Raw genomic sequence first — 15,691 nt, 5'->3', positions numbered from 1 at the left:
GCGCGTGGGGATCGGCGTACGGCTCAGATGCCGGCCGCCACCGACAGGTCCCGCTTGATCGTCTCCAGCAGGCCGGCCGCCTTGGCGCGGGCCGCCGGGAGGCCGGTGTGCGCCGGGACCGGGACGACGACCTCCAGGTAGCACTTCAGCTTGGGCTCCGTGCCGCTGGGGCGGACGATGACGCGGGCGCCTTCGAGGGTGTAGCGCAGGCCGTCGGTGGGCGGGAGCGACTCGGTGCCCTGGGTGAGGTCCTCGGCCTTGGTGATGGGCAGCCCGGCCAGCTCGGTCGGCGGCTGTTCGCGCAGCCGGCGCATGGCGTTCGCGATGACCGACAGGTCCTGGACGCGGACGGAGAGCTGGTCGGTGGCGTGCAGGCCGTGCTCCACGGCGAGGTCGTCGAGGAGGTCGAGGAGGGTGCGGCCCTCCTCCTTCAGCTGCGAGGCCAGTTCGGTGATCAGCAGGGCGGCCGTGATGCCGTCCTTGTCGCGGACGCCGTCGGGGTCGACGCAGTAGCCGAGGGCCTCCTCGTAGCCGTAGCGCAGGCCCTCGACGCGGGCGATCCACTTGAAGCCGGTGAGGGTCTCCTCGTAGCGGAGGTTCGCCTTCTCGGCGATCCGGCCGAGGAGGGAGGAGGAGACGATGGACTCCGCGAAGGTGCCCTGTGCTCCGCGGTTCACCAGGTGGGCGGCGAGCAGCGCGCCCACCTCGTCGCCGCGCAGCATCCGCCAGTCCTCGCCGTCCTTGACGGCCACGGCGCAGCGGTCGGCGTCGGGGTCGTTGGCGATGACGAGGTCGGGCTCGGTCTCGCGGGCCTTGGCGAAGGCGAGGTCCATCGCGCCGGGCTCTTCCGGGTTGGGGAAGGCGACGGTGGGGAAGTCCGGGTCGGGCTCGGCCTGCTCGGTGACGAGGGCGGGGGCGGGGAAGCCGGCGCGCTCGAAGGCGGCGAGGAGGACGTCCTTGCCGACGCCGTGCATCGCCGTGTAGACGGTGCGGGCGGTGCGGGGGGAGTCCGGGGCGAGGACGGCGTCGGTGCGGGCGAGGTAGGCGTCGAGGACGCTGTCGTCCAGGGTGTCCCAGCCCTCGGTGGGGCGGGGCACGACCGTGAGGGACGGGACGGCGGCGATCTCCTCCGCGATCTCGACGTCCGCGGGCGGGACGATCTGGGAGCCGTCGCCGAGGTAGACCTTGTAGCCGTTGTCGCGAGGCGGGTTGTGGCTGGCGGTGACCTCGACGCCGGCCACCGCGCCGAGGTGCCTTATGGCGTAGGCGAGGACGGGGGTGGGCAGGGGGCGGGGGAGTACGGCGGCGCGCAGGCCCGCGCCCGTCATCACGGCGGCGGTGTCGCGGGCGAAGTCCTCCGACTTGTGGCGGGCGTCGTAGCCGATGACGACGAGGCCGTTCTCGTGGCCGTGCTTCTTGAGGTACGCGGCGAGGCCGGCCGCGGCGCGGATGACGACCGTGCGGTTCATGCGCATGGGGCCGGCGCCGAGTTCGCCGCGCAGGCCCGCGGTGCCGAACTGGAGGGTGCCGCTGAAGCGCGTGGCGAGCTCTTCGACGTCCGCGGCTTCGATGAGCTTGGCGAGTTCGTCGCGGGTCTCCGGGTCGGGGTCCTCGGCGAGCCATGCCTGGGCGCGGGCGATGAGGTCGTCGTGCACGTCGGGTCAGCCTCTCGTTGTCGGTGGTGCGGGTGCGGGTGCGATGCCTGCGGCGGCCTGTGCTGTTGGGTGGGGGTGCGCGTAGCGCCTGCGGTGCGTGGTGGGTCGGGGCCGGGGTGGGGGGTGTCCGTCCTCGGTCCGGCGGTTGCTGCGTCTCAGTCCGTGCTGGGCGCCGGACGCCGGCCGCTGCGGGCGGACACCCCCCACCCCGTCCCCTTCCCGCCGTACGCGAGTGCGAGTCCGTCCACCTTGCGGCGCAGGGGCGACTGCACCCCCAGGGGCGGGCGACCAGCCCCCACGGAGACCTGCGGTCGCCAGACGACACGGCGAGGTGTCTCTACAGGCGGTCGAGCACCTGCGCCAGCAGCGAGCCCATCCGCGTCGCCGAGTCGCGCCCCGCCTGCAGGACCTCCTCGTGGTTGAGGGGCTCGCCCGTCATGCCGGCGGCGAGGTTCGTCACCAGGGAGATGCCCAGCACCTCGGCGCCCGCCTCGCGGGCGGCGATCGCTTCGAGGACCGTCGACATGCCCACCAGGTCCGCCCCGATCACCCGGGCCATACGGATCTCGGCCGGCGTCTCGTAGTGCGGGCCGGGGAACTGGGCGTAGACGCCCTCCTCCAGCGTGGGGTCGACCTCCTTGCACAGCGCGCGCAGACGCGGGGAGTAGAGGTCGGTGAGGTCGACGAAGTTCGCGCCGATGATCGGGGACGTCGCCGTGAGGTTGATGTGGTCGCTGATCAGGACCGGCTGGCCGGGGCGCATGCCCTCGCGCAGGCCGCCGCAGCCGTTGGTGAGCACGACCGTCTTGCAGCCGGCCGCCACGGCGGTGCGGACGCCGTGTGCCACGGCTGCCACGCCGCGGCCCTCGTAGTAGTGGGTGCGGCCCAGGAAGACCAGGGCGCGCTTGTCGCCGATCTTGTACGAGCGGATCTTGCCGCCGTGCCCTTCCACTGCCGGCGGGGGGAACCCGGGCAGCTCGGTGACCTGGAACTCGGCCTCGGGTGCGCCGAGGGCGTCCACGGCCGGAGCCCAGCCGGAGCCCATCACGAGGGCGACGTCGTGGGTCTCGGCGCCGGTGAGTTCGCGCAGGCGAGCGGCGGCGGCGTCGGCGGCGGCGTGAGGGTCGCCCTGGATGTCGTCCGGAAGAAGAGATGCGTTCACGCGACTGAGGGTAGCCGGTTTGGGCCTACGCGCGTAGATGACAGAGCTCACGGGATGGCGATCGTTGTCTTGTCGTTTCCAACGAAGGCGGGGCAGGAGGGAGTGCAGGTGATTGGGGGGCTAGCGGGTCAGCACGGCCGCTTCCGGAGCTCCATCACGTAGTCGTGCGGTGCCCCCGCCGACTCGGCCGCGTCCGCGATCTCGCCCAGGTAGCGGGCCGACGGCAGCCCGCCCTCGTAGGCGTTCAGCACGTACACCCACGCCGGCTCCTCGCCCTCCAGCGTGTGCACCCGTACCCGCAGCCGCCGGTAGATGCCGAGGCCGACGCCCTCCCAGCGGTCCAGGGACTCCTCGTCCATCGGGGCGATGTCGTACAGCGCGACGAAGACCTGCTCCCCCGGCTCCTCGACGAGCGTCGCCAGCGCGCCGTCCCAGCCGAGCTGCTCGCCCCCGAACGTCAGCCGCCACCCGTTCAGCCAGCCGGTGGCGCGCAGCGGCGAGTGCGGAGCGCGGCGGGTCATCAGCCGCGCATCGAGATTGCCGGCGTACGCGGCGTAGAGCGACATGCAGAGAGAGTACGGCAGAGGAATCGCCCGCCCCTCCAGTAACAGTGGTGTCTCGGGCGGGGCCCCAGGCGGTACCACCGTGAGGCGTGCGGGACAATGGAGTACGTGACTCGGATCGTGATCATCGGTGGCGGACCCGGCGGATACGAAGCGGCGCTGGTGGCCGCTCAGCTCGGCGCGGAGGTGACCGTCGTCGACAGCGACGGTCTGGGCGGGGCGTCGGTCCTGACCGACTGCGTGCCCTCGAAGACCCTCATCGCCACGGCCGAGGTGATGACCACCTTCGATTCCTCCTACGAGGAGCTGGGCATCATCGTCGCCGACGACACCCCGCACATCGACACGCCCGCGCGTGTCGTGGGTGTCGATCTGGGCAAGGTCAACCGGCGTGTGAAGCGCCTGGCGCTCGCGCAGTCCCATGACATCACCGCCTCCGTGACGCGTGCCGGTGCGCGGGTGATGCGTGGGCGGGGGCGGCTGGAGGGCATGCAGGCCCTCGACGGGTCGCGCAAGGTCGTGGTGCGGGCCGCGGACGGGACCGAGGAGACGCTTGTCGCGGACGCGGTGCTGATCGCGACCGGCGGTCATCCGCGTGAGCTTCCCGACGCGCAGCCCGATGGTGAGCGGATCCTGAACTGGACCCAGGTCTACGACCTCACCGAGCTGCCCGAGGAGCTCATCGTGGTCGGCTCGGGTGTCACCGGTGCCGAGTTCGCCGGTGCCTACCAGGCGCTCGGGTCGCGGGTCACCCTGGTGTCGTCGCGGGACCGGGTGCTGCCGGGTGAGGACCCGGACGCCGCCGCCGTGCTCGAAGACGTCTTCCGGCGCCGCGGCATGAACGTCATGGCGCGCTCGCGGGCCGCCGCCGCCAAGCGGGTCGGGGACCGGGTGGAGGTCACCCTCGCCGACGGCCGTGTCATCAGCGGCAGCCACTGCCTGATGGCCGTCGGTGCCATCCCCAACTCCGAGGGCATGGGCCTGGAGGAGGCCGGCGTCAAACTGCGCGAGTCCGGGCACATCTGGACCGACAAGGTCTCCCGCACGACCGCTCCCGGCGTGTACGCGGCCGGTGATGTCACCGGTGTGTTCGCGCTCGCCTCGGTGGCGGCGATGCAGGGACGTATCGCCATGTACCACTTCCTCGGTGACGCGGTGGCCCCGCTGAACCTGAAGACCGTGTCGTCGAACGTCTTCACCGACCCCGAGATCGCCACCGTCGGCTACACGCAGGCCGACGTGGACGCGGGCAAGATCGACGCCCGGGTCGTCAAGCTGCCGCTGCTGCGCAACCCGCGCGCGAAGATGCAGGGCATCCGCGACGGCTTCGTCAAGATCTTCTGCCGCCCGGGCACCGGCATCGTCGTCGGCGGTGTCGTCGTGGCGCCGCGCGCCTCCGAACTGATCCATCCGATCTCGATCGCGGTCGACAACAATCTGACGGTCGAACAGATCGCGAACGCCTTCACCGTGTACCCCTCCCTTTCGGGCTCGATCGCCGAGGTGGCACGGCAGCTGCACACACGGAAGTCCGGCGGCGAACTCTGACGGCCGGAACCGACTCCTCGCTGGTCACGGGGAGTTGTCGAGCATGCGTACGGCATAGTCGGCCGGACTAGGCCCTATACCACTTCTCGCCCTCGCGTGCGAACAACTTCTGTTATTCGGCGCAAACTGCTGAAACCAGACGGTCGTTGGGGTTACTGTCAGTTTCGTGTTCGCTGCAGAACGTCGCCAATTGATCCTCGAAATGGTGCGAGCGAACGGAGCGGTGTCGCTCCGTGAGCTCGCCCGCGTCGTCCAGACCTCCGAAGTGACCGTACGGCGGGACGTGCGCGCACTGGAGGCAGAAGGACTCCTCGACCGCCGGCATGGCGGTGCGGTATTGCCGGGCGGGTTCACGCGGGAGTCCGGCTTTCCGCAGAAGTCACATCTCGCGACCGCCGAGAAGACGGCCATCGCCGACCTCGCCGCGAACTTCGTGGAGGAGGGCGAGGCGATCGTCGTCGGGGCGGGAACCACCACCCAGGAGCTCGCACGCCGGCTCGCGCGCGTACCCGGTCTGACCGTCGTCACCAACTCCCTCCTGGTGGCGCAGGCGTTGGCCCATGCCAACCGGGTCGAGGTCGTGATGACCGGCGGTACGCTCCGCGGTTCGAACTACGCCCTGGTCGGCAGCGGTGCCGAGCAGTCCCTCCAGGGGCTGCGGGTGTCGCGGGCCTTCCTCTCCGGGAGCGGTCTGACCGCCGAACGCGGGCTGTCCACGTCCAACATGCTCTCGGCGTCCGTCGACCGGGCCCTCGTCCAGGCGGCCGCGGAGGTCGTCGTCCTCGCCGACCACACCAAGCTCGGTACGGACACGATGTTCCAGACGGTGCCGACGGACGTCATCACCCGCCTGGTCACCGACGAACCGCCGGGCCACGACGACCGTGCCCACACCGAGCTCCAGGCCCTCGCCGACCAGGGGGTGCAGATCGCCGTGGCCGGGGCGACGGGCTCCTCGGGGGGTGACGAGGTCCCGGCGCGCCGTGGGCAGCGGCCCGCGCTGCCGGGACCGCGGCGGGCCGCCGGCGGGGGGCTGAGGGCCGCGACGGTGCTGGGTGAGCAGGGGCCGGGTGCGGAGCGGGAACGGGAACGGGCCCGGGTCGCCGATCTGCGGCGGCGTTAGGTTCGCCTGTTCGCCGTAGGGGCGTGGGTTGTCGTGCGGGTGCGGGTGGTGTGTGGCTGGTCGCGCGGTTCCCCGCGCCCCTGGGTGGGTTTCAGCCCCCGCAGCGTCAGGTGCAGCAACCTGTCCGCCAACTCCGGGTCGCCCGGAGTCTCCTCCGCCGCCAGCGCGATCGCGTGGGTGAGCTGGAGCAGGTCGCCGATCGCCACGTCCGGGCGGACCGTCCCCGCCTCCTGGGCGCGCGCCAGCAGTGCGCCGCCCGCCTCGCGGATCGGGCCGCTGCACCGGGCCAGGGCCGAGGTGGTGTCGTACGACACGGACATCAGGGATCTGGCCAGGCCGCGGTACTCGCCCGCGTGCGTGACCATCTCGCGCAGCCAGGTCACGAGCGCCGCGCAGGGCTCCGGGGCGTGCAGGAGCTCGCGTGAGCGGGTCAGCAGGTCGCTGACCGCGTCCTCGAAGAGGGCGCTCAACAGGGCGTCGCGGTTGGGGAAGTGACGGTAGAGGGTGCCGATGCCGACGCCCGCGCGGCGGGCCACGTCCTCCAGGGACGCGTCCGTGCCGTGCTCGGCGAAGGCGGAGCGGGCCTCGGTGAGCAGGCGCTCGTGGTTGCGCCGGGCATCGGCGCGCATGCCTGTCGGCGACCGGGCCATGGGGTTCACCTGCCCTTCCTGCACTTGTTCCGTACTTGTCCCGTGGGTTCAGCATGCCATCGGGCGGTCGCCGTGGGGGTGCGGTGCCGACCGGGTGCGGGCTGTGGATGGCTGGCCTCGCAGCCCCCCCGCACCGGACACCGGCAACGAGGCGCCCGGCGGGCTGATCGCTCAGTCCGCCGGGCGCCCGGGATGTCGTACGGAGAATCCGCGTACGGGTCAGTCCTTGATCTCGCAGATGGCGGCACCCGAGGTGAGGGAGGCGCCGACCTCGGCGGTCAGGCCCTTGATGGTGCCGGACTTGTGCGCGTTCAGGGGCTGTTCCATCTTCATCGCCTCCAGGACGACGATCAGGTCGCCCTCCTTGACCTCCTGGCCCTCCTCCACGGCGATCTTGACGATGGTGCCCTGCATCGGCGAGGCGAGGGTGTCGCCGGAGGCCACGGGGCCGGACTTCTTGGCCGCGCGGCGCTTGGGCTTGGCCCCGGCCGCGAGGCCGGTGCGGGCCAGGGACATCCCGAGGGACGCCGGGAGGGAGACCTCCAGGCGCTTGCCGCCGACCTCGACGACGACGGTCTCGCGGCCGGCCTCCTCCTCCGCCTCCGTGGTGTCGGCGGGGGCGGCGAAGGGCTTGATGTCGTTGACGAACTCGGTCTCGATCCAGCGGGTGTGGACCGTGAACGGCGCGTCGGAGCCGGTGAGCTCCGGCGCGAACGCCGGGTCCTTGACCACCGCGCGGTGGAACGGGATGGCCGTGGCCATGCCCTCGACCTGGAACTCCTCCAGGGCGCGGGCGGCGCGCTGCAGGGCCTGCTCGCGGGTGGCGCCGGTGACGATCAGCTTGGCCAGCAGGGAGTCCCAGGCCGGGCCGATCACGCTGCCGGACTCCACGCCCGCGTCCAGACGGACGCCCGGGCCGGACGGCGCGGCGAACTTCGTCACCGTGCCGGGGGCCGGGAGGAAGTTGCGGCCGGGGTCCTCGCCGTTGATGCGGAACTCGAAGGAGTGGCCGCGCAGCGGCGGGTCGTCGTAGCCGAGCTCCTCGCCGTCGGCGATGCGGAACATCTCGCGCACCAGGTCGATGCCGGAGACCTCCTCGGTGACCGGGTGCTCGACCTGGAGGCGGGTGTTGACCTCAAGGAAGGAGATGGTGCCGTCGAGGCCGACGAGGAACTCGACGGTGCCGGCGCCGACGTAGCCGGCCTCCTTGAGGATGGCCTTGGAGGACGAGTACAGCTCGGCGATCTGCTCGTCGGAGAGGAAGGGCGCGGGCGCCTCCTCGACCAGCTTCTGGTGGCGGCGCTGGAGGGAGCAGTCACGGGTGGAGACCACCACGACGTTGCCGTGCTGGTCGGCGAGGCACTGGGTCTCGACGTGCCGCGGCTTGTCCAGGTAGCGCTCGACGAAGCACTCGCCGCGGCCGAAGGCGGCGACGGCCTCGCGCACCGCGGAGTCGTACAGCTCGGGGACCTCTTCGAGGGTGCGGGCGACCTTCAGGCCGCGTCCGCCACCACCGAAGGCGGCCTTGATGGCGATCGGCAGGCCGTGCTCCTCGGCGAAGGCGACGACCTCCTCGGCGCCGGAGACGGGGTCGGGCGTGCCGGCCACCAGCGGGGCGCCGGCGCGCTGGGCGATGTGCCGGGCGGCCACCTTGTCGCCGAGGTCGCGGATGGCCTGCGGCGGCGGGCCGATCCAGATCAGCCCGGCGTCCAGGACGGCCTGGGCGAAGTCGGCGTTCTCCGACAGGAAGCCGTAGCCGGGGTGGATCGCGTCCGCCCCGGACTCGCGCGCCGCTTTGAGGACCTTGTCGATGTCCAGGTAGCTGGTGGCCGGGGTGTCACCGCCCAGGGCGAACGCCTCATCCGCGGCGCGGACATGCAGAGCGTCCCGGTCCGGGTCGGCGTATACGGCCACGCTCGCGATACCGGCGTCCCGGCAGGCCCGGGCCACGCGGACAGCGATTTCGCCACGGTTGGCGATGAGCACCTTGCGCACGATTGAGGCTCCCTCCTTGAAACAAGCCGAGTTTAGGGACTGCCGACACGGCACTTCGACCCGTCCCCAATGGTGAGCTTGCCCACACGGAGCGTGATTCCAGGCTCGCTCGACCCGCGAAATCCCATGTCGTGCCTTGGCACGCAGGTCTGTCCCGGAAAACCCTAGCCCTCCGCTGTGGTCAAGGTCTCTGTCATCACGTGCTGCGGGCCACTCGGTTTCTTTGTGGAATCCCTACGAATGGCCCAACGGTTCTTTGCTCCCGCCCGAACCCTTGTCCCTGGGTTTACCCGTTAGTAGCGTTCGCGATGTCTCGAACGTACTTGGAGTAACAGCGCGGGCTCGGAAGTGGGTGGGGACCGGTGGTGCGCAGGCCGGTGGCGTGGATCGTGGCTGTCGTGCTCTTCGCCGAGGGCCTCGGCATCGCGGCGCTGCAGTGGTTCCTCGGGGTCGTGGTCGACCGTCAGGACATGTCCCTGGCCGGACTGGATCCTGACGTCATGTCGGTGTCCTCGAAGGCCGGCGGCCTGGTCTTCGGCGGCTACTTCGCGCTGTGCGGCCTCGTCGCCCTGCTCGTGGCCCTGCGCGACCGCGCCCCGGCCGGCTTCGGCCGCATCCTGCTGATCAGCGCGGCCGTGGTGCACGGGCTGCTGGGGGCGTTCGCCTGGGGGCTGGTGGGCTGGACGGCGTTCCTGTTCATGGTCGTCGTGCTGGCCCTCGTCGTGCTGCTGCTGATGACGTACGACGCCCAGGCCGGGCCCGGGGAGCCCGCCGGCGCCGCTCCCGACGGGGGCCAGGGCGACGAAGACTCCTCGGCCGGCGGCTCCTCGGCCGGCGGTTCCCCGGTCACCCCTGGGCCGGCGCCCACAACTCCGTGATGCCGATGCCCAGTTGCGCCAGCAGTCGCCGCACCAGCGGCAGGCTGATGCCGATCACATTGCCGTGGTCGCCGTCGATGCCGTCGATGAACGGGGCCGAGCGGCCGTCGAGGGTGAACGCTCCGGCGACGTAGAGGGGTTCGCCGGAGGCGACGTACGCGGCGATCTCCTCGTCGGTCGGCTCGCCGAAGCGGACGACCGTGGAGGCGGTGGCGGAGGTGTACCGGCCGGTCAGGGTGTCGTAGACGCAGTGGCCGGTCTGCAGGGTGCCCGCCCGGCCGCGCATCGACTTCCAGCGGGCCGTGGCCTCCTCGGCGTCGGCCGGCTTGCCCAGGGCCTGGCCGTCCAGGTCGAGGACCGAGTCGCAGCCGATCACGATCGCGCCCTTGACCTCCGGCTTGGCCGCCACGACGGAGGCCTTCGCCTCGGCCAGGGCCAGCGCCAGCTCGGCGGGGGTGGGCGCGGTGACGGCGTCCTCGTCGACACCGCTCACGATGACCTCGGGGTCCAGGCCCGCCTGCCGGAGCAGGTTGAGCCGGGCGGGGGACTGGGAGGCGAGGACGAGTCGACGGCGGGGCTGATCAGTCATGCGGTCAGCGTATCGGCGTGTCCGGCCGGACTCACCTCAGTCCGATCACGATCATCGCGAGCACCATGGCCAGCGCCATGAGAACGCCCAGCCGCCGCAACATCTCCTGCATCTCGCGCAGTTCCTTCGGCGGCTCGTTCTCGGGGTCGGACCACAGCATGCCTTCCATCGTCCGTCGGGGTTGCTCGGCGGCGCCTGAGTACGCGTACTCAACTTCCCTCAAACGGTGCTACGGTTCCATTAGCTAATGGGGCTTCAGTTCCGTTTGGAGGATGTGCCATGTTCACCGCTGCCTGGACCGCCGCACCTCAGCCGCCCAGCGAGGGCTTCACACCCAACTGGTCCCGCGAGGGCTTCTGGCGCCGGTCACTGCGGCAGGTCGCACGGCTCTCGGCGGGTGGCGGCCGGGTGCGGGTACGGCTCTCGCACGCGTACGGCACCTCGCCCGTCCGGGTCGCCGCCGCGAGCGTGGGGCGTACGGCCGTCGGGGCCGCCGTGCGGCCTCAGTCGCTCACGCGGCTCACCTTCGGGGGCTTGGGCGCGGCCGAGATACCGCCGCACGGGGAGCTGGTCAGCGACGACGTCCGCCTGGCGGTCGCCGCCGGGGACTCGGTGACCGTCACCCTCCACTTCGACGCCACCACCGGCCCCGCGACCTTCCACGCCCAGGCCTTCACGACCAGTTACCGGGGCGAGGGCGACCTGTCGGCGGACACCGGCGGCGCGGGCTTCGACGCGGCGACGCAGTCCTGGTACTTCCTGTCCGCGGTGGAGGTCGACGCCGGACGCACGGACGCCGTCGCCCTCTTCGGCGACTCGATCACGGACGGGTTCGGTTCGACACCGGGCGCGAACCGGCGCTGGTCGGACGCGCTCGCCGAGCGCACGGGGCGGCCCGTCCTCAACGCCGGGATCGGCGGGAACCTGCTGCTCAACGATTCGGCGTGGTACGGGGAGAAGGGCGTCCACCGGTTGCGCCGGGACGTCCTCGACCAGCCCGGCGTGGACACCCTCGTCGTCCTGCTGGGCCTGAACGACATCGGCTTCAGCGAGACGGACGAGCAGCCGACGTATCAGCCGGCGCCCGTGGTGGAGGCCGCGGAACTCATCGTCGGCCATCGGGAGTTGATACGGCAGGGCAGGGCGGCCGGGCTGAGGGTGATCGGCTGCACACTGCTGCCGTTCGGGGGCTCGGACCACTGGGGTGAGCACGCGGCCAAGGTGAGTCACGAGCTGAACGAGTGGATCCGCTGCTCGGGTGAGTACGACGCGGTGGTGGACCTGAACCGGGCGCTGGCCGACCCGGTGGATCCGGATCGGCTGCGCCCGTCGTACGACTTCGGCGATCACCTGCACCCGAACGACGCCGGGTACGAGGTGATGGCCCAAGCCCTGTCGATGGCTCTCTAGGGCCTGTCCGCCGGACAGGCCCTAACCGGGCCAGTACGTACGCGCCCACGTCGTCGGACCCGGCTGCGGCAGGCGCCGGGCCGCGATGCGGGACGGGTCGGACCAGGAGTCGCGCGCGGCGGGAGCGCCGGACGGCAGGGTGTTCGCCGCCGCGGCGCGGGCGCGGACCACCGCCAGTGCGGCGGCCAGCTCCTCCGGTGTCGGGTTGCCCCGTAGGACCTTGATGTTCATGACGGCTCCCAGCAGGCCTAGAGGGGGATGTTGCCGTGCTTCTTCGGGGGCAGGGACTCCCGCTTGGTGCGCAGCTGACGCAGGCCCCGCACGACGTGGAGACGGGTGTCCGACGGCATGATCACCGCGTCGACGTAGCCGCGCTCGGCCGCGACATAGGGGTTGAGGAGGGTGTCCTCGTACTCCTGGATCAGCCGCGCGCGCACCGTCTCGACGTCCTCGCCGCTCGCCTCGGCCTCCGCGATGGTGCGCCGGTGCAGGATGTTGACCGCGCCCTGGGCGCCCATGACGGCGATCTGGGCGGTCGGCCAGGCGAGGTTGAGGTCGGCGCCGAGGTGCTTGGAGCCCATGACGTCGTAGGCGCCGCCGAAGGCCTTGCGGGTGATGACGGTGATCAGCGGGACCGTCGCCTCGGCGTAGGCGTAGATCAGCTTGGCGCCGCGGCGGATGATGCCGGTGTGCTCCTGGTCGACGCCCGGCAGGAAGCCGGGCACGTCGACGAAGGTGAGCACCGGGACGTTGAAGGCGTCGCACGTGCGGACGAACCGGGCCGCCTTCTCGCTCGCGTCGATGTCGAGGCAGCCGGCGAACTGCATCGGCTGGTTGGCGACGATGCCCACCGGACGGCCCTCCACCCGCCCGAACCCGGTGATGATGTTCGGCGCGAACAGCGGCTGGGTCTCGAAGAACTCGGCGTCGTCGAGGACGTGTTCGATCACCGCGTGCATGTCGTACGGCTGGTTCGCGCTGTCCGGCACGATCGTGTCCAGCTCGCGGTCCTCGTCGGTGACGGAGAGGTCCGCCTCCTCCGGGAAGGCCGGGGGCTCGGAGAGGTTGTTGGACGGCAGGTACGACAGCAGCTGCTTGACGTACTCGATGGCGTCCTTCTCGTCGCCGGCCATGTGGTGGGCCACGCCGGAGGTGGAGTTGTGGGTGCGGGCGCCGCCCAGCTCCTCGAAGCCGACGTCCTCACCGGTGACGGTCTTGATGACGTCCGGGCCGGTGATGAACATGTGCGAGGTCTGGTCGACCATGACGGTGAAGTCGGTGATCGCCGGGGAGTAGACCGCGCCGCCCGCGCACGGGCCCACGACCAGGCTGATCTGCGGGATGACACCGCTGGCGTGCGTGTTCCGGCGGAAGATCTCGCCGTACGCGCCCAGCGAGGCCACGCCCTCCTGGATACGGGCGCCGCCGGAGTCGTTGATGCCGATGACCGGGCAGCCGGTCTTCAGCGCGAAGTCCATGACCTTGACGATCTTCTGGCCGTAGACCTCGCCGAGCGCACCGCCGAAGACGGTGAAGTCCTGGGAGAACACGGCCACCGGGCGGCCGTCGACGGTCCCGTACCCGGTGACGACCCCGTCGCCGTACGGGCGGTTCTTCTCCAGCCCGAAGTTGCTGGAGCGGTGCCGGGCGAACTCGTCGAGTTCGACGAAGGACCCTTCGTCGAGGAGCAGCTCGATGCGCTCACGGGCCGTCAACTTGCCTTTGGCGTGCTGCTTTTCGACGGCGCGTGCGGAGCCGGCGTGCGTCGCCTCATCGATACGGCGCTGGAGATCCGCGAGCTTGCCCGCGGTGGTGTGGATGTCGATCCCTTGGATCTCGTGACGCTCTTCCGGCTCGGACATCGGGATGGCGCTCCCTGCCTGCTCAAAAGGGGGGACGGTTACTCATCCGTAGCGTAGTGGCGTGCCTACGAAACAGCAGTGCGGCGTTTACCACACCTAGGGTGGCTTGCATGACGCCACGAGATGCATCAGACGACAGCCGTTGGTCCGACCTGGACCGCCCGCCGCTGAACGCCGCCGCGCTGCGGCGCGGGCTGGTGCGGGAGGGCGGACTGTGGCGCGAGGTGGAGGTGGTGGCGCGCACCGGTTCCACCAACACCGACCTGGTGGACCTGGCGACCGAGGGCAAGGCCGGGGAGGGCACGGTCCTGATCGCCGAGGAGCAGACGGCCGGCCGTGGGCGGCTGGAGCGGAACTGGACGGCACCGGCGCGCTCCGGGCTGTTCTTCTCCGTGCTGCTGAACCCGGCCGAGGTACCGGTGGCCCGGTGGGGATGGCTGCCGCTGCTCACGGGGGTCGCCGTGGCGACGGGCCTGTCGCGCGCCGCGGGCGTCGATACGGCACTCAAGTGGCCCAACGACCTGCTGGTGACCGTCGGCGGAGAGGAACGCAAGGCCGGCGGCATCCTGGCGGAGCGGGCCGGGAGCGAGGGGGTCGTCATCGGCGTCGGCATCAATGTCACGCTGCGTGCGGAGGAGCTGCCGGTACCCCAGGCGGGGTCGCTGACGCTGGCCGGGGCCGTGAGCACGGACCGGGATCCGCTGCTGCGGGGGGTGCTGCGGTCGCTGGAGCAGCTGTACGGGCAGTGGCGGGCCGCGGCCGGGGACCCGGTGGTGAGCGGGCTCCAGGAGACGTATGCGGCGGGGTGCGCGACCCTGGGGAGGGTGGTGCGGGCCGAACTGCCGGGGGAGCGGTCGGTCACGGGGGAGGCCGTGGCGATCGACGGGGACGGACGGCTCGTGCTGGCGACCGGAGAAGGGGTACAGGAGCCCGTGGGGGCGGGCGACATCGTGCACTTGCGGCCGGCGTGAGCTGCCGGTGCGCCGCATCGGGGCCGCGCCGGTGGGGCGGGCCTCTCGGGAGTGAGGTGGCCCACACCTGCCGTACAGTTGAGGCCGGTCGATATCTGACCGTGGCAGATCAGAAGGGCAGCAGGCGTGACCGTCGACGACACGGGCTCCGGCACGGGCGCGGACGGCCGGGTGGACCCCCACGCCGCCGACCCCGGCGAGGATCCGCTCGCCCTGCGTCTCGAACAGCTCATCCTCGGCGCCGAGCGGCGCTACACCCCTTTTCAGGCGGCCCGTAGCGCCGGTGTCTCCATGGAGCTGGCGTCCCGGTTCTGGCGGGCCATGGGGTTCGCCGACATCGGGCAGGCCAAGGCGCTGACCGAGGCCGACGTACTGGCGCTCAGGCGCCTCGCCGGCCTTGTCGAGGCGGGGCTGCTCAGCGAGGCCATGGCCGTGCAGGTGGCCAGATCCACCGGGCAGACCACCGCCCGGCTCGCAGAGTGGCAGATCGACTCCTTTCTGGAGGGTCTGACCGAGCCGCCGGAGCCGGGGATGACCCGGACCGAGGTGACGTATCCCCTGGTCGAGCTGCTCCTGCCCGAGCTGGAGGAGTTCCTCGTCTACGTCTGGCGCCGCCAGCTCGCCGCCGCGACCGGCCGGGTCGTCCAGGCCGCCGACGACGAGGAGATGGTCGACCGGCGCCTGGCCGTGGGCTTCGCGGACCTGGTCGGCTTCACACGGCTGACCCGCCGTATGGAGGAGGAGGAACTCGGCGAACTCGTCGAGGCCTTCGAGACCACGGCGGCCGACCTGGTGGCCGCGCGCGGCGGACGGCTGATCAAGACCCTCGGCGACGAGGTCCTGTACGCGGCCGACGACGCGGCGGTCGCCGCGGAGATCGCCCTGCGGCTCATCGAGACCATGGCGAACGACGAGACGATGCCCGAGCTGCGGGTCGGCATCGCGTTCGGCACGGTGACCACCCGAATGGGCGATGTCTTCGGTACGACCGTGAACCTCGCCTCCCGGCTGACGTCCATAGCCCCGCGCGATGCCGTCCTCGTGGACAGTGCCTTCGCCGAGGAACTCATCCGAACGGGTGAAGCGCCCGCGTCGGAGGCTGAGGCCGCCGAGGCCGCGGCAGCCGCGGAGAAGGAGGGCGAGGAGCCGCCGACCTACCGCTTCGCGCTGCAGCCGATGTGGCAGCGGCCGGTGCGAGGGCTGGGTGTGGTCGAGCCATGGCTCTTGACGCGGAGGGCGTCGACGGGGGACTGAGCGCCGTGCCAGGTGACTTCGGTGGGCCGGC

At 71.4% G+C, this 15,691-nt stretch carries 15 protein-coding genes; 6 read left to right on the top strand and 9 right to left on the bottom strand.

The window, feature by feature from the left end; translation table 11 throughout:
- Window positions 1-23: 23 nt before the first annotated feature.
- The 3 genes from AQI70_RS17780 to AQI70_RS17770 form a co-directional block, all read right to left on the bottom strand.
- Window positions 24-1,655: a phospho-sugar mutase gene (locus AQI70_RS17780; RefSeq protein WP_062150707.1), complete on the bottom strand. Its 1,632-nt coding sequence runs from the start codon at window positions 1,653-1,655 to the stop codon at window positions 24-26.
- Between the two features lie 337 nt (window positions 1,656-1,992).
- A complete protein-coding gene (locus tag AQI70_RS17775; RefSeq protein WP_062150704.1) occupies window positions 1,993-2,817 on the bottom strand; it encodes a purine-nucleoside phosphorylase in 825 nt (274 codons plus the stop codon).
- 128 nt (window positions 2,818-2,945) lie between these two features.
- Complete coding sequence (locus tag AQI70_RS17770) at window positions 2,946-3,383, bottom strand: gamma-glutamylcyclotransferase family protein (protein ID WP_003998392.1); 438 nt, start codon at window positions 3,381-3,383, stop codon at window positions 2,946-2,948.
- 96 nt (window positions 3,384-3,479) lie between these two features.
- Between AQI70_RS17770 and AQI70_RS17765 the strand changes: the two genes are divergently transcribed.
- Together AQI70_RS17765 and AQI70_RS17760 are read left to right on the top strand one after the other, a co-directional pair.
- Window positions 3,480-4,928: an NAD(P)H-quinone dehydrogenase gene (locus AQI70_RS17765; RefSeq protein WP_062150701.1), complete on the top strand. Its 1,449-nt coding sequence runs from the start codon at window positions 3,480-3,482 to the stop codon at window positions 4,926-4,928.
- A 166-nt stretch (window positions 4,929-5,094) separates the two neighbouring features.
- Window positions 5,095-6,051 (top strand): DeoR/GlpR family DNA-binding transcription regulator, encoded by a 957-nt coding sequence (locus tag AQI70_RS17760; RefSeq protein WP_078504067.1) that lies wholly within the window; start codon window positions 5,095-5,097, stop codon window positions 6,049-6,051.
- On the opposite strand, the gene AQI70_RS17755 is transcribed toward AQI70_RS17760, so the two are convergent.
- Window positions 6,048-6,701 (bottom strand): TetR/AcrR family transcriptional regulator, encoded by a 654-nt coding sequence (locus AQI70_RS17755; RefSeq protein WP_425264619.1) that lies wholly within the window; start codon window positions 6,699-6,701, stop codon window positions 6,048-6,050. The genes AQI70_RS17760 and AQI70_RS17755 overlap by 4 nt on opposite strands.
- Before the next feature lie 219 nt (window positions 6,702-6,920).
- Window positions 6,921-8,696, bottom strand: coding sequence for an acetyl/propionyl/methylcrotonyl-CoA carboxylase subunit alpha (locus AQI70_RS17750; RefSeq protein ID WP_062150699.1), 1,776 nt, complete (start codon window positions 8,694-8,696; stop codon window positions 6,921-6,923).
- A gap of 362 nt (window positions 8,697-9,058) precedes the next feature.
- On the opposite strand from AQI70_RS17750, the gene AQI70_RS17745 reads away from it, so the two are divergent.
- Window positions 9,059-9,574 carry a hypothetical protein gene (locus tag AQI70_RS17745; RefSeq protein ID WP_062150695.1) on the top strand — a complete coding sequence of 172 codons (516 nt, stop codon included), beginning with the start codon at window positions 9,059-9,061 and terminating at the stop codon, window positions 9,572-9,574.
- Here AQI70_RS17745 and AQI70_RS17740 read toward each other — a convergent pair.
- Window positions 9,543-10,163 carry a Maf family protein gene (locus tag AQI70_RS17740; protein WP_003998386.1) on the bottom strand — a complete coding sequence of 207 codons (621 nt, stop codon included), beginning with the start codon at window positions 10,161-10,163 and terminating at the stop codon, window positions 9,543-9,545. The two genes, AQI70_RS17745 and AQI70_RS17740, sit on opposite strands and share 32 nt — an antisense overlap.
- A 31-nt stretch (window positions 10,164-10,194) precedes the next feature.
- Window positions 10,195-10,323: a morphogenic membrane protein MmpB gene (gene mmpB, locus AQI70_RS40665; protein ID WP_279616758.1), complete on the bottom strand. Its 129-nt coding sequence runs from the start codon at window positions 10,321-10,323 to the stop codon at window positions 10,195-10,197.
- 119 nt (window positions 10,324-10,442) lie between these two features.
- Between mmpB and AQI70_RS17735 the strand changes: the two genes are divergently transcribed.
- On the top strand, window positions 10,443-11,573 hold the full coding sequence (locus tag AQI70_RS17735) for an SGNH/GDSL hydrolase family protein (RefSeq protein WP_062150692.1): 1,131 nt from the start codon (window positions 10,443-10,445) through the stop codon (window positions 11,571-11,573).
- Window positions 11,574-11,594: 21 nt separating this feature from the next.
- On the opposite strand, the gene AQI70_RS17730 is transcribed toward AQI70_RS17735, so the two are convergent.
- On the bottom strand, window positions 11,595-11,804 hold the full coding sequence (locus AQI70_RS17730) for an acyl-CoA carboxylase epsilon subunit (protein ID WP_062150689.1): 210 nt from the start codon (window positions 11,802-11,804) through the stop codon (window positions 11,595-11,597).
- A 17-nt stretch (window positions 11,805-11,821) separates the two neighbouring features.
- Complete coding sequence (locus AQI70_RS17725) at window positions 11,822-13,435, bottom strand: acyl-CoA carboxylase subunit beta (RefSeq protein WP_062150686.1); 1,614 nt, start codon at window positions 13,433-13,435, stop codon at window positions 11,822-11,824.
- 110 nt (window positions 13,436-13,545) lie between these two features.
- On the opposite strand from AQI70_RS17725, the gene AQI70_RS17720 reads away from it, so the two are divergent.
- Together AQI70_RS17720 and AQI70_RS17715 are read left to right on the top strand one after the other, a co-directional pair.
- Window positions 13,546-14,406 (top strand): biotin--[acetyl-CoA-carboxylase] ligase, encoded by an 861-nt coding sequence (locus tag AQI70_RS17720; protein WP_062150683.1) that lies wholly within the window; start codon window positions 13,546-13,548, stop codon window positions 14,404-14,406.
- Between the two features lie 126 nt (window positions 14,407-14,532).
- Window positions 14,533-15,660 carry an adenylate/guanylate cyclase domain-containing protein gene (locus AQI70_RS17715; RefSeq protein WP_003998380.1) on the top strand — a complete coding sequence of 376 codons (1,128 nt, stop codon included), beginning with the start codon at window positions 14,533-14,535 and terminating at the stop codon, window positions 15,658-15,660.
- Window positions 15,661-15,691: the final 31 nt, after the last annotated feature.

The organism is Streptomyces curacoi (assembly GCF_001513975.1).
GTDB classification, from domain to species: domain Bacteria; phylum Actinomycetota; class Actinomycetes; order Streptomycetales; family Streptomycetaceae; genus Streptomyces; species Streptomyces curacoi.
This window is presented reverse-complemented; position numbering and strand designations above follow the sequence as displayed.

Bases quoted from the DNA above. Each gene is read 5' to 3' on its own strand.
- AQI70_RS17720 (WP_062150683.1), top strand. From the start codon at position 13,546: ATGACGCCACGAGATGCATCAGACGACAGCCGTTGGTCCGACCTGGAC.
- mmpB (WP_279616758.1), bottom strand. From the start codon at position 10,323: ATGCTGTGGTCCGACCCCGAGAACGAGCCGCCGAAGGAACTGCGCGAG.
- AQI70_RS17730 (WP_062150689.1), bottom strand. From the start codon at position 11,804: ATGAACATCAAGGTCCTACGGGGCAACCCGACACCGGAGGAGCTGGCC.
- AQI70_RS17740 (WP_003998386.1), bottom strand. From the start codon at position 10,163: ATGACTGATCAGCCCCGCCGTCGACTCGTCCTCGCCTCCCAGTCCCCC.
- AQI70_RS17725 (WP_062150686.1), bottom strand. From the start codon at position 13,435: ATGTCCGAGCCGGAAGAGCGTCACGAGATCCAAGGGATCGACATCCAC.
- AQI70_RS17755 (WP_425264619.1), bottom strand. From the start codon at position 6,701: ATGGCCCGGTCGCCGACAGGCATGCGCGCCGATGCCCGGCGCAACCAC.
- AQI70_RS17765 (WP_062150701.1), top strand. From the start codon at position 3,480: ATGGAGTACGTGACTCGGATCGTGATCATCGGTGGCGGACCCGGCGGA.
- AQI70_RS17770 (WP_003998392.1), bottom strand. From the start codon at position 3,383: ATGTCGCTCTACGCCGCGTACGCCGGCAATCTCGATGCGCGGCTGATG.
- AQI70_RS17735 (WP_062150692.1), top strand. From the start codon at position 10,443: ATGTTCACCGCTGCCTGGACCGCCGCACCTCAGCCGCCCAGCGAGGGC.